We start from the raw sequence: 12,736 nt of genomic DNA on the forward strand, positions 1-12,736 counted from the left end.
GCGTTCGTAGGGTAAAACCCCGAACGCTCCGCTTTACTTGACTGACGGGAATTCATCCATGCGTACGTCCTTCGCCCTCTCCTTTCTTACTGCAAGCCTGCTTGCAGCCGCTCCGCTCGCCCAGGCGGCGAGTAATCTGGTGTATTGCTCCGAAGCCAGCCCGGCTGGTTTCGACCCCGCTCAGTACACCTCCGGAACCGAGTTCGATGCGTCTGCCGAGACGGTATTCAATCGCCTGGTTCAATTCGAGCGTGGCGGCACTACCCTGACACCGGGGCTGGCCGAAAAGTGGGGGATTTCTCCAGACGGCAAGGTTTATACCTTTCATCTGCGCAAGGGCGTGAAGTTTCATACGACCGACTACTTCAAGCCGACACGTGAATTCAATGCCGACGATGTCGTGTTCACGTTTCAGCGTATGCTCCATAAGGAGCACCCGTTCCGTAAGGCCTACCCGAGTGAATTCCCCTACTTCAGCGATATGGGCCTGGACAAGAATATCGCCAAGATCGAAAAGCGAGACGATTACACAGTTGTCTTTACGCTGAATCAGACCGATGCCGCCTTTGCCTCGGACCTGGCCATGAGCTTTGCCTCCATCCAGTCAGCCGAATATGCCGACCATTTGCTCAAGCAGGGCAAAGCGGCCAATATCAACCAATACCCGATTGGTACCGGACCTTTTGTATTCAGTCGCTACCAAAAGGACGCGGTCATTCGTTACAAGGGCAACAAGGATTACTGGAAGCCCGAGGACGTCAAGCTTGACAACCTGATCTTTGCCATTACGACGGACGCCGCTACTCGCCTGCAAAAACTCAAGGCGGGTGAGTGCCAGATCAGTGGTTATCCACGTCCGGCAGATATTGCTGAGGTCAGGAAAGATCCCAGCCTGAAGGTGCTCCAACAACCCGGTTTCAACCTGGGCTATTTCGCCTATAACGTTCAGCATCCGCCGTTGGACAAGCTTGAAGTCCGTCAGGCATTGGACATGGCCATCAACAAGAAGGCCATTATCGATGCCGTCTACCAGGGTAATGGAAAGCTCGCCACCAACCCCATGCCACCGGCGCAGTGGTCCTACGACGACACGCTCAAGGATGCCCCCTACGATCCGGAAAAGGCCAAGGCGCTGCTCAAGAAAGCAGGCATCAAGCAAGGCACACAGCTCAACCTGTGGGCCATGCCGGTCGTTCGCGCCTCCAACCCCAACGCCCGCCTGTCTGCGCAGATGGTACAGGCGGACTGGGCCAGGATCGGCATCAAGGCCAACATCGTCACGTATGAATGGGGCGAGTACATCAAGCGTGCCCGTCAGGGCGAACATGATGTAATGATCTACGGCTGGACCGGAGACAATGGTGATCCAGACAACTGGCTGGGCGTTTTATACAGCTGCGATGCCGTCAATGGCAGCAACTACTCCAAATGGTGCGATCCGGCCTATGACAAGCTGATCAAACAGGCCAAGATCAGCAATGATCGTGAGGAACGTATTCGCTTGTACAAGCAGGCGCAGCATGTACTGAAGGACGCCGTGCCGATCACACCGATCGCCCATTCCATCGTTTATCAACCCATGCGCAAGGAAGTCCAGGACTTCAAGATCAGCCCCTTCGGGCTTAGCGCATTCTATGGCGTCAGCCTTGCCCGATGAGAGGCAGGCTGTCCTGTATTGCCGCCGGCGACGTGCTCGATCAGCACGCAGGCAGCCGGTTTGCCGGATTTCCTCTGGTGCGACGCTTTACCCGAGCGATACCAGCGGACCCCGGCAGGGACACCTTCCGCCGATACCCATCGACGGGATTGCAAGCGGTTACAGTCGCAACCCGGCTGTTACTGCCTCACCATGGAGCCTAACGAAAGATGAAAGCTGCATTCAGGCTGAACACCTGTCTGTTGGCGGTTGCGTTGGCAACGGCTGTACAGGCACAAGCCAAAACGTTGGTGGCATGTACCGAGGCAAGTCCGGAGACATTCGACCCGGCGGTTCACTCCTCGCGTTATACAGCTGATGCGGCAGATGAGCCTCTTTATAACCGGCTGGTGGAGTTCAAACCTGGCACGACGGAGCTTCAGCCGTCACTGGCCGAGCGGTGGGACATCAGCCCGGATGGTCTCCAGTACACGTTTTACCTGCGCAAAGGTGTGAAATTTCATAGCACCAGCTACTTCAAGCCTACCCGTGAGCTGACGGCCGATGATGTAATCTGGAGCTTCGAGCGTCAGATCGATCCCAAGCACCCCTGGCACGAATTAGCCAGCAAAGGCTTCCCCTTCTCCGACTCGATGGAGATGAGCAAGATCATCGACCATATTGAAAAGGTCGACGGCCATACGGTGCGCTTTGTTCTTCAACATGAAGAGTCGCCCTTCCTGGCTGATCTGGCCATGGGTTTTACCTCAATTCTCTCAGCTGAATATGCTGATCAGCTGCTCAAGAGCGGAAAAACTGATGACCTGGGGTTCAAACCGGTAGGTACGGGACCTTTTGTTTTCGAGCGCTACAGCCGCGACTCGCAGGTGCGCTACAAGGCCAACTCTAACTATTGGGACGGTGCGCCAGCAGTCGATCTGGTACAAGCCATCACACTGGACTCCAGCGTGCGCCTGCAACGTCTGAAGCGAGGCGAATGCCAGATTTCACTGACCCCCAAGCCGTCAGACGTTCCGGCGTTAAAAAAAGACCCCAATCTGAAAGTGCTGAGCGTCGAGGAGCTGACCATAGGCTTCAATGCACTGAACGTAACGCACAAGCCACTCAGTGATGTGCGCGTCCGTCAGGCCATTGCCATGGCAACCGATCAGGAGGGTACGATCAAGGCCCTGTACGGTGAAGGCGCAGCCAAGCCGGTCTGGGGTCCCTATCCCCCTGCCATGCTGGGCTATAACACCGATATCAAACCCTGGCCGTATGACCTGGAAAAGGCTAGGCAGCTCTTGGCCGAAGCGGGCTACCCCAACGGGCTGGAGCTGACCTATATGAGTTCTACCGGGTCAGGCCCCTCGGGAAATACTTTGCGAGTCGCCCAGCTGTTTCAAGGAGACATGGCCAAGATCGGCATCAAGGTCAATATTCGCCAGTATGAATGGGGTGAATTTGTTCGTCGTGGCAAGCAGGGCGAACACGATATCCTCAGCATGAGCTGGGTCAGCGACAATGCCGATCCGGACAATTTCCTGTCACCCAACCTCACCTGCTCGGCAGCCAAAAACGGCGAGAACCGTGCACGCTGGTGCAATGCCGAGTTCGACTCGCTGGTAGAGCAGGCTCGCCGTACCAGTAATCTGGACAAGCGCGCTGAGCTCTACCGCAAGGCCCAGGAGATATTTCACAACGAAATCCCCTGGATTCCCACCTCACAGCCTGTGAGGAACGTTGTGACACGCAGCAACGTCAGCGGCTTTGTCATGAGCCCTCTGGGTAAAAACGATTTTTCAACTGTGCGCCTGGATTAAGCGCTTTTCCCAAAAAGAAGACGAGTCCGATCAGGCTGATCGAGGCTCGCTCTATGCCGTAGACCGGTTACAGACCTAGGAGCATCCCTATGCATGCATTAACACGAATCGCGCTTGCCGTGAGTCTGCTTGGCGCCGCCACTCTGGCTCAAGCCAAACCTCTGGTGGTATGTACGGAGGCCAGTCCCGAAGGCTTCGACATCGCTCAGTACACTGCAGCCACGACGGCTGACGCCTCAGCTGAGACGCTATTCGACCGCCTCGTAGACTTCAAGCCCGGCACTACCGACATCGAGCCTGGTTTGGCAGAGCGTTGGGACGTCAGCGAAGACGGCATGACCTATACCTTCCACCTGCGTAAAGGGGTGAAGTTTCAGATAACCGATTACTTCAAGCCCACACGTGAATTCAATGCCGACGACGTGATGTGGAGCTTCATGCGCCAATACGATGCCAAGCACACCTGGCACGACAAGGCGCAGCATGGCTTCCCCTATTTTGAGGCCATGGGACTGCAAAATCTGATCAAGTCGATCGATAAGGTCGACGACTACACGATCCGCTTCGTGCTCAATCGTCCGGGAGCACCTTTCCTACGGGACATGGCGATGGGCTTTGCATCGATCTATTCGGCTGAATATGCCGCTCAACTGGAAAAAGCCGGACAGTTTGATCAGCTCAACTTCAAGCCGGTCGGTACCGGTCCGTTCATTTTCTCGCGCTATACCAAGGATGCTCAGGTACGTTTCAAGGCCAACCCCGAGTATTTCGAAGGCAAACCTCCAGCTGATGGCCTGGTCCTTGCCATCACCCTCGATAGCAATGTACGCCTGCAGCGTGTGAGAGCTGGTGAATGTCAGGTAGGCGTTTATCCTAAACCGGACGATATTCCAGCCATCCGCAAGGACCCGAACCTTAAGCTTGCTGAAGGCGAAGCACTGCTAATTGCCTATGTTGCCATGAACACCGAGCATAAACCGCTGAACGATGTGCGTATCCGTCAGGCCCTGAATCTGGCCTTTGACAAGAGCGCCTACATCAAGGCCTTGTTTGGTGAAGGCAACGCTGTGCCTGCCGTCAATCCGTATCCCTCTACCCTTCTAGGGTATAACCGTGATATTCAGGACTGGCCCTACGACCCTGAAAAGGCGCGGGCACTGTTGAAAGAGGCCGGCATGGAGAAAGGCCTCAAGCTGACCGTGTTTACACGTTCAGGCGGCGGCCCGACCAACCCCAACCCTGCGCTGGGTGCTCAAATGCTTCAGGCCGACCTGGCCAAGGTCGGCGTACAACTGGACATCCGCAATCTGGAGTGGGGTGAGCTGATTCGCCGGGCCAAGCAAGGCGAGCACGATCTGCTCTTCTTTGGCTGGGCAGGTGACAACGGCGATCCGGATAACTTCCTGACGCCTAACTTGTCATGTGATGCCGCAAAGTCAGGCGAAAACAGTGCACGCTGGTGCAACAAGGAGTTTAACGCCCTGTTGGACAAGGCTCGTACCAGCCAGGATGAAAATGAGCGAGCCGAGCTCTACAAGCAGGCTCAAGTGATCTTCCACAATGATGCGCCCTGGATCCCCCTGGCTTATCCCAAGCTGTTCAACGTCATGCGCAGCAACGTCGAGGGTTATCACCTGAGTCCCTTGGCCAACAACAACTTCGCTACAACGTACGCAAAATAAAAAGACGGAAACAGGCAGGGCACGCTTCCCTGCCTCCGATGAGGAGTATTCAACCCCATGTTCAGTTTTATTGCCCGCCGCCTGGGCTTGCTGATACCGACGTTTTTCGGTGTCACGCTACTGACTTTTTCCCTGATTCGCCTGATTCCTGGCGATCCGGTAGAGGTCATGATGGGCGAGCGCCGCGTCGATCCGCAGATGCATGCCGAAGCACTGCATCGCCTCGGGCTCGACAAGCCGCTCTACCAGCAATATTTCGACTATCTCAGCAACCTTGCCCACGGCAACCTGGGAGAGTCACTGATTACCCGTGACAACGTATGGCACGAGTTCACCACCCTCTTTCCTGCCACCTTGGAACTGGCTCTCTGCGCCATGATCTTTGCTACCGTGCTGGGCCTTCTGGCCGGAGTGATCGCAGCGCTTCGCCGCGGTTCATTGTTTGACCACGGTGTGATGGGCATTTCCCTGACGGGCTTTTCCATGCCGATCTTCTGGTGGGGCCTTATCCTTATCATGTTCTTTTCGGTACAGCTCGGCTGGACCCCGGTATCAGGTCGGATCGACCTGCTTTACGACATCGAGCCCAAAACCGGCTTTATGCTGATCGACAGCCTGTTGTCCGATGAAGAAGGCGCGTTCATGGACGCCCTCCACCACCTGATTCTGCCCTCTATCGTGCTGGGCACGATTCCCCTGGCAGTTATCGCACGGATGACGCGCTCCGCCATGCTGGAAGTGCTGCGAGAAGATTACGTGCGTACGGCTCGTGCCAAAGGCCTGTCGCCAGCCCGTGTCGTCCTTATCCATGCGCTGCGTAACGCGCTGGTCCCGGTTCTGACCGTACTGGGTCTTCAAGTAGGCAGCCTGCTCGCCGGTGCCGTACTGACCGAAACGATCTTTTCCTGGCCTGGTGTAGGCAAATGGTTGATCGATGCGATCTCCCGTCGCGACTATCCCGTCGTGCAGAACGGCATCCTGCTGATCGCCACCCTTGTCATCATGGTGAACTTTGTCGTGGACGTTCTCTACGGCTTTGCCAACCCCCGTATCCGCCATCAGCGCTAAGGAGGCCCTATGGAACGTACTTTGCCACAAGGCGCTCAGGTCGAAGATCAGGTTGTCCTGTATCCGTCTCCGTACAAGGAGTTCTGGAAAGCGTTTTCCCACAACAAGGGCGCCTTGGGCGGCCTGCTGTTCATGACTATCATCGTGATCTGCGCCCTGTTCGCCCCTTGGGTTGCACCCCACGATCCCAGCGAGCAGTTCCGTGAATTCCTGCTGACGCCTCCCTCCTGGCTGGAAGGCGGCACGACGCAGTTCCTGCTGGGCACCGATGAACTGGGACGCGACCTGTTGTCCCGCCTGATTCACGGCGCGCGGTTGTCGCTGATGATTGGTTTGGCCTCGGTGATCTGTTCACTCATCCCCGGCATCCTGCTCGGGCTGATTGCAGGCTTTTCGCCCACGCGAGCCGGCCCTTTCATCATGCGCCTGATGGACATTATGCTGGCCCTACCATCGCTGCTGCTGGCCGTAGCCATCGTGGCGATTCTTGGCCCTGGCCTGTCCAATACCGTTATTGCCATTGCTATTGTCTCGCTGCCCTCTTACGTACGTCTGACCCGCGCCGCCGTCATGGGTGAAGTGAATCGCGACTATGTAACGGCTGCTCGACTGGCAGGTGCCGGACGCCTGCGCCTGATGTTCGTCACTGTACTGCCTAACTGCATGGCACCTCTGATCGTTCAGGCTACCTTGAGCTTTTCCTCGGCCATTCTGGATGCGGCGGCCCTGGGCTTCCTTGGCCTCGGCGTACAGCCGCCCACCCCTGAGTGGGGCACCATGCTGGCATCGGCCCGTGACTATATCGAGCGCGCCTGGTGGGTGGTTACCCTGCCCGGTCTGACCATTCTTTTGAGCGTACTGGCTATCAACCTGATGGGTGATGGCCTGCGTGACGCCCTCGACCCTCGCCTGAAGGTGCAGTCATGACCCGCTTGCCAATCGTTCTTTCGTTGTCTCGATGCGGCAACCCGTTGCCGCTCGATACCTGTTTATTGATCAAGGAGCAGCCATGAGCCTCCTGGAAATCCAGAATCTGAATGTCCGCTTTGGCGGTGAAGATGCCATCCCGGTCGTCGAAGGTCTCGACCTGACCATCGACCAGGGCGAAGTGCTGGCCATTGTAGGTGAGTCCGGCTCCGGCAAGTCCGTGACCATGATGTCTGTGATGGGCCTGATCGATGCGCCCGGTAAGGTCACGGCCAATCGGCTGAGCTTTGCAGGCCAGGATCTGCTCAAGCTCAAAGGTCGTGCCCGACGCCAGCTGATCGGCAAGGACTTATCGATGGTCTTCCAGGACCCGATGACCGCCCTGAACCCCAGCTACACGGTGGGTTATCAGATCGAAGAGGTCATTCGCCAGCACCTGGGTCTGCGAGGCCGAGAGGCCCGCCAGCGGGCGCTTCAACTGCTTGAGCGGGTGGAGATTCCAGCCGCAGCGAGCCGCCTTTCCGCCTACCCGCATCAGCTGTCCGGCGGCATGAGCCAGCGTGTGGCAATTGCCATGGCGATTGCAGCAGAACCCAAGCTGCTGATTGCCGACGAACCGACCACAGCGCTGGACGTTACCATTCAGGCGCAGATCATGGACCTGCTACTCAACCTTCAGCGTGATGAGGGCATGGCCCTGATCCTGATCACCCATGACCTTGCCGTAGTAGCTGAAACAGCCCAGCGAGTCTGCGTGATGTATGCCGGCCAGGCCGTGGAAACCGGCGTTGTGCCGGATATCTTTCAGGCACCCAAACATCCCTACACGGAAGCGCTGCTGGCCGCCATCCCCGAGCATAGCCTTGGCGAACGGCTCTCCACGCTGCCGGGTATTGTTCCCGGCCGTTACGATCGACCCAAGGGCTGTCTGCTGTCGCCGCGCTGCCCTTACGCACAGCCACGCTGTCTAGAGCGCCCTGCCCTCGAGCCCTATACTCACGATGGTGTCAGCGGCTCGGTCCGCTGCTTCTTCCCGCGCAACCTGAACCCTGCGCAGTGGCCGGAAGTCTTGCCGGAGTCCCAGCGTCCTAGTCATCTACCTGGAGAAGCCCATGGCCGCGCCTGATTTGAATACCAACGCTGCCAAACCAGCGGATAGCGTACTCACCGCCCGAGCGTTGACACGTCATTACCATGTTTCCCGAGGTCTGTTCAAAGGCCAAGCTACCGTACGCGCCCTGAACGGTGTCTCGTTTGACCTCGTACCCGGCAAGACACTGGCGGTCGTTGGTGAGTCGGGCTGTGGCAAATCTACTCTGGCCCGTGCCTTGACGCTGATCGAGGAGCCGTCCTCCGGCTCGCTCAACATTGGCGGTCATGAGGTCAGTGGTGCCAGTGCAGAAGTCCGCAAGCAGTTGCGCCGCGATGTGCAGATGGTGTTCCAGAACCCTTACGCTTCGCTCAATCCACGGCAGAAGATCGGGGATCAACTGGCGGAGCCGCTGGTTATCAATACAAACCTGTCCCGTAGCGAGCGTCGGGACAAGGTACAGGCCATGATGCAGCAGGTAGGCCTGCGTCCCGAGCATTATCAGCGCTATCCTCACATGTTCTCTGGCGGCCAGCGCCAGCGGATTGCCGTGGCCCGCGCGATGATGCTCAACCCCAAGGTGCTGGTAGCGGACGAGCCAACGTCGGCACTGGACGTTTCCATCCAGGCGCAAGTGCTTAACCTTTTCATGGATCTGCAGCAGGAGTTTCATACTGCATACGTCTTCATCTCACACAACCTGTCGGTGGTGCGCCATATCGCCGATGACGTGATGGTGATGTATCTGGGCTGTACGGCAGAAAAGGGGCCTCGCGATGCACTCTTTGAAAAACCCTTGCATCCCTATACTCAGATGCTGCTTTCAGCCACGCCAAGCCTGCAACCAGACGCCAGCAAGCCACGCATCAAGATCCAGGGCGAGCTGCCGAATCCACTGGATCCGCCACCTGGCTGCGTGTTCCACCGCCGTTGCCCCTACGCAACTGAGCGCTGCAAGACAGAAGTTCCTGCCCTTCGTGATGTAGACAACCGTCAGGTTGCCTGCCATTACGCCGAAAACTTTCTTTGATCCAGGACAGCGCCAGACTTTTCAGTCTGGCGTCTACTCTCTCCTACGCTAATGGCCACTGGCATTTTTGTCGGTTGGCCTGCGTTTGCCTCAATTTCACTGAACTGCTAATCAATAAAAACAATCAAGTCAATTAGCGCTTAGTTTAATTAAACGATTGAGCCGTCTCATTCAGGCGCTAAGATCGCAAACTCTTTAAAGCATGGGAGTTAAAATGAAATCGCTGGCCAAGTTGATGGCGCCATTGATCGTGGCGATCGTCATTGCAGCCTTGCCGGTTCCCGAGGGGCTGGCACCGCACGCATGGCATTTCTTCGCAATATTTCTGGGCTGTGTGATCGGTCTGATCTTTGAACCCTTACCGGGCGCTGTTATAGGCCTGATTGGTGTGGTGGTTGCTGCGGTCCTGGCGCCCTGGGCTCTCTTCTCGCCCGAGCAACTGGCACAGCCGGGCTTCAAGGTGGCCGACAAGGCCTTTACCTGGGCCGTTTCCGGCTTCACCAACTCTACAGTCTGGCTGATCTTTGGCGCGTTCATGTTTGCCCTGGGTTACGAGAAGACCGGCCTGGGCCGCCGTATTGCCTTATGGCTGGTTAAAACCATGGGCAAGCGTACCCTGACGCTGGGCTACGCCATCATGCTGGCGGATACCGTTCTGGCCCCCTTTACGCCCTCTAATACCGCACGCAGCGCCGGTACGCTCTACCCTATTCTGCGTAACCTGCCACCGCTGTATGACTCGCACCCCAACGATCCCAGCATGCGTCGCATCGGCACCTACCTCATGTGGGTGGCGATTGCCTCGGCCTGTGTGACCAGCACACTGTTTCTGACAGGTATCGCCCCCAACCTGCTCGCCGTTGCCCTGGTGGAAAGCTCCACCGGCATTCGCATTACCTGGGGTGAATGGTTCATGGCCACCGCGCCGGTCGGCATCCTGCTGCTCGCCCTGTTGCCACTGTTGAGCTACTGGCTGTGCCCGCCCGAGCTGAAGTCCGGTGACGTAGTGCCCAAATGGGCTGCCGAGGAGCTGGCCAAGATGGGCAGCCTGACGCGCAACGAAGTCATTCTGCTGATTCTGGTCGTCCTGGCGCTGGCCATGTGGATCTTTGGTACTGCCGTTATTTCACCCGCGCTGGTTGGTATGCTCGTGATCAGTCTCATGCTGATTATCGGCATCGTGACCTGGAACGATATCCTTAGTAATAAAGCCGCCTGGAACACCTTTGCTTGGTTCGCCACGCTAGTTGCCCTGGCAGACGGCTTGAACATGGTCGGCTTTGTGAAATGGTTCGGTATGCTGATGGCCAACTACCTAGGCCACTTCGATCCCACCGTGGCGATGGTCCTGCTCACAATTGCCTTCTACCTGCTGCACTACTTCTTCGCCAGTGCTACCGCGCACACCACGGCTCTGCTACCGGTTATGGTGGCCGCTGCCGCCAGTATTCCTGGCATCGATATGCATACCTTCGTATTGCTGCTTTTGCCCACCATCGGCATCATGGGCATCATTACGCCCTACGGTACCGGCCCTAGCCCGGTTTACTACGGCAGCGGTTATCTGCCTGGACCGATGTGGTGGCGCCTGGGTGCTATCTTTGGCTTCCTGTTCCTGGCTGCATGGCTGGGGATCGGCACGCCCTGGCTGCTGATGACGCGCTAAGCCGCTACGCTTTCGCGTCAGTCCATGGAAAAATGCGGCGCTTAACAAGCGCCGCATAGCTATCCACTAGCCATGCGGCCATCAGGAGCCCCGCATGGACCTTTCCGAACTTACTGCCCGCCTGCACGCCATTCGCGATGCTAATCAATGGCGCCGCTATCACAGCCCGAAAAACCTAGTTATGGCTGCCGGCGTTGAGATGGCCGAGTTGGCTGAAATCTTCCAGTGGAAGACCGAAGAGGAATCCCGCCATTTAACGGCTGATCACCTTGAGCATGCTGGCCAGGAGATTGCAGACGTCGTGCTCTATCTGCTGCAACTCTGCGCAGAACTCGGACTCGACATGGAGACAATCACTCGCGCCAAGCTGGCCGATAATGAGCGGCGCTTCCTGCCATGACCGATACATTTTTCGATGACCGCGCCATCCGTTTTGCCGAAAAGATTTATGGCAATGCCAAAGGTGCTATCCGGCTGGCCGTACTCCAGGCCGACCTGAAGGAAGCCCTGCCTGAACGCTCGCTGCGGGTTCTGGATATTGGAGCAGGACTGGGCCATATGGCGCTCTGGCTGGCTGAGCAGGGTCACTCCGTCACACTGGCAGAACCTTCAGCCCCGATGCTGGAGGGTGCTCGCCAACGCTTCGCCGAGGCTGGCCTTGAGGCAACGTTTATCGAGGCGCCCTGGCAGGAACTGAGCGAGCAGCTCACGACTCGCTTTGACTTGGTCATCTGCCACGCCGTACTGGAATGGCTGGCCGAGCCACATACGATTCTGCCAGTCCTCTCGCGCCTCACGGCTCCGGATGGTCTACTTTCACTGGCATTCTACAACCGGGACGCGCTGATCTACCGGAACCTGCTCAAAGGCCATTTCAAAAAGCTCAAGCGCCAGGAATATGCGGGCGAAGGCAAGGGCCTGACACCTCAACAGCCACTTGATCCGCGGGAGCTGGAACGCGCCATGAGCAGTCGCTGGCAGATCGTGATCCGAAGTGGCGTTCGTGTTTTTCATGACTACATGCCAGTCGAATTTCAGGGTAAGGTCAACGAAGCCGATCTGATCGAAATGGAATTGGCCCATCGACGGCACCCTACATTTGCCGGGCTTGGTCGTTATCTGCACTGGATCTGCCAACCCGGCGCGTTAGAGGAGTGATCTATGCGTCGCCTGTTTGCCTGCGTGGTTATCAGCCTGGGGCTGACCGCCTGTCAGAGCCAGAATCCCTATATAGCCAGCGCTCTGCCTGAGCTTGCTGCGCCAGCACCTGCTGTTCCGGCACGCATCGACCGGGGCAGCTATCCAGCAGCCCCGGTCGACTATGGCCGCTACCGGAGCTGGGCCTGGTCACCCGAGGGCATTCGTGCCACCGGTGATTCCTCTCAATCAATGGATACCAGCACTCTTCAGGAGGCCATCAGCGCCCAGCTCGATCAGCGCGGGCTCCGACCTGCGCCAACCGGTACGCGTCCTGATCTCTACGTGAGCGCAACGGTCAGACAGGAGCAACGTGTCGTATACGATACCGATTACTACGGAGGTGGTGTCGGCTATGGCGGCGGCTATCCGTATGGCTACGATCGTTGGGGCACGTACGGCGGAACAGGCTACAGCCAGACTCGCCCTCGGTATTATCAGGTTCAGGTGCTGAGCATTGAGCTGATCGATTCGCAGAGCCGCAAGAGAATATGGAGTGGCAGTGCCGAGGAACGGGGCGGCAATGATCAGAGCGCCCGGGCCCAGGCGATCCGCGAAGCCGCTCGTCGCGCGCTGGAGCAGTATCCACCGCATTAAAGATAAAGCGCATACGGCTT

11 protein-coding genes are annotated in these 12,736 nt (G+C 57.5%); all 11 read left to right on the plus strand.

The window, feature by feature from the left end:
* Positions 1-58: 58 nt before the first annotated feature.
* A complete protein-coding gene (locus tag EAW52_RS17120) occupies positions 59-1,657 on the plus strand; it encodes an ABC transporter substrate-binding protein (RefSeq protein WP_122043336.1) in 1,599 nt (532 codons plus the stop codon).
* 209 nt (positions 1,658-1,866) lie between these two features.
* The gene (locus tag EAW52_RS17125; RefSeq protein WP_122043337.1) at positions 1,867-3,459 is read left to right on the plus strand and encodes an ABC transporter substrate-binding protein; all 1,593 of its coding nucleotides are present in this window, start codon (positions 1,867-1,869) and stop codon (positions 3,457-3,459) included.
* 89 nt (positions 3,460-3,548) lie between these two features.
* On the plus strand, positions 3,549-5,141 hold the full coding sequence (locus tag EAW52_RS17130; protein WP_122043338.1) for an ABC transporter substrate-binding protein: 1,593 nt from the start codon (positions 3,549-3,551) through the stop codon (positions 5,139-5,141).
* Positions 5,142-5,198: 57 nt separating this feature from the next.
* Complete coding sequence (locus tag EAW52_RS17135; RefSeq protein ID WP_122043339.1) at positions 5,199-6,209, plus strand: ABC transporter permease subunit; 1,011 nt, start codon at positions 5,199-5,201, stop codon at positions 6,207-6,209.
* A gap of 9 nt (positions 6,210-6,218) precedes the next feature.
* Positions 6,219-7,136, plus strand: a complete 918-nt coding sequence (locus tag EAW52_RS17140) for an ABC transporter permease subunit (protein ID WP_010797250.1) — start codon at positions 6,219-6,221, stop codon at positions 7,134-7,136.
* 82 nt (positions 7,137-7,218) lie between these two features.
* Positions 7,219-8,262: an ABC transporter ATP-binding protein gene (locus tag EAW52_RS17145; protein ID WP_019366867.1), complete on the plus strand. Its 1,044-nt coding sequence runs from the start codon at positions 7,219-7,221 to the stop codon at positions 8,260-8,262.
* Positions 8,249-9,256, plus strand: coding sequence for a peptide ABC transporter ATP-binding protein (locus EAW52_RS17150; RefSeq protein WP_010797248.1), 1,008 nt, complete (start codon positions 8,249-8,251; stop codon positions 9,254-9,256). The genes EAW52_RS17145 and EAW52_RS17150 overlap by 14 nt, the downstream gene beginning before the upstream one ends.
* 214 nt (positions 9,257-9,470) lie before the next feature.
* A complete protein-coding gene (locus EAW52_RS17155; RefSeq protein WP_122043340.1) occupies positions 9,471-10,922 on the plus strand; it encodes an anion permease in 1,452 nt (483 codons plus the stop codon).
* 94 nt (positions 10,923-11,016) lie between these two features.
* Positions 11,017-11,322 (plus strand): nucleotide pyrophosphohydrolase, encoded by a 306-nt coding sequence (locus EAW52_RS17160; protein WP_019366870.1) that lies wholly within the window; start codon positions 11,017-11,019, stop codon positions 11,320-11,322.
* Complete coding sequence (locus tag EAW52_RS17165; RefSeq protein WP_122043341.1) at positions 11,319-12,080, plus strand: methyltransferase domain-containing protein; 762 nt, start codon at positions 11,319-11,321, stop codon at positions 12,078-12,080. Before EAW52_RS17160 ends, EAW52_RS17165 begins: the two co-directional genes overlap by 4 nt.
* Before the next feature lie 3 nt (positions 12,081-12,083).
* Complete coding sequence (locus tag EAW52_RS17170) at positions 12,084-12,716, plus strand: DUF4136 domain-containing protein (protein ID WP_122043342.1); 633 nt, start codon at positions 12,084-12,086, stop codon at positions 12,714-12,716.
* The last annotated feature ends 20 nt before the right edge of the window (positions 12,717-12,736 follow it).

Source organism: Pseudomonas sp. LTJR-52 (genome assembly GCF_003691465.1).
Taxonomy (GTDB): domain Bacteria; phylum Pseudomonadota; class Gammaproteobacteria; order Pseudomonadales; family Pseudomonadaceae; genus Chryseomonas; species Chryseomonas luteola.

Bases quoted from the DNA above. Each gene is read 5' to 3' on its own strand.
- EAW52_RS17120 (WP_122043336.1), top strand. From the start codon at position 59: ATGCGTACGTCCTTCGCCCTCTCCTTTCTTACTGCAAGCCTGCTTGCA.
- EAW52_RS17125 (WP_122043337.1), top strand. From the start codon at position 1,867: ATGAAAGCTGCATTCAGGCTGAACACCTGTCTGTTGGCGGTTGCGTTG.
- EAW52_RS17130 (WP_122043338.1), top strand. From the start codon at position 3,549: ATGCATGCATTAACACGAATCGCGCTTGCCGTGAGTCTGCTTGGCGCC.
- EAW52_RS17135 (WP_122043339.1), top strand. From the start codon at position 5,199: ATGTTCAGTTTTATTGCCCGCCGCCTGGGCTTGCTGATACCGACGTTT.
- EAW52_RS17140 (WP_010797250.1), top strand. From the start codon at position 6,219: ATGGAACGTACTTTGCCACAAGGCGCTCAGGTCGAAGATCAGGTTGTC.
- EAW52_RS17145 (WP_019366867.1), top strand. From the start codon at position 7,219: ATGAGCCTCCTGGAAATCCAGAATCTGAATGTCCGCTTTGGCGGTGAA.
- EAW52_RS17150 (WP_010797248.1), top strand. From the start codon at position 8,249: ATGGCCGCGCCTGATTTGAATACCAACGCTGCCAAACCAGCGGATAGC.
- EAW52_RS17155 (WP_122043340.1), top strand. From the start codon at position 9,471: ATGAAATCGCTGGCCAAGTTGATGGCGCCATTGATCGTGGCGATCGTC.
- EAW52_RS17160 (WP_019366870.1), top strand. From the start codon at position 11,017: ATGGACCTTTCCGAACTTACTGCCCGCCTGCACGCCATTCGCGATGCT.
- EAW52_RS17165 (WP_122043341.1), top strand. From the start codon at position 11,319: ATGACCGATACATTTTTCGATGACCGCGCCATCCGTTTTGCCGAAAAG.
- EAW52_RS17170 (WP_122043342.1), top strand. From the start codon at position 12,084: ATGCGTCGCCTGTTTGCCTGCGTGGTTATCAGCCTGGGGCTGACCGCC.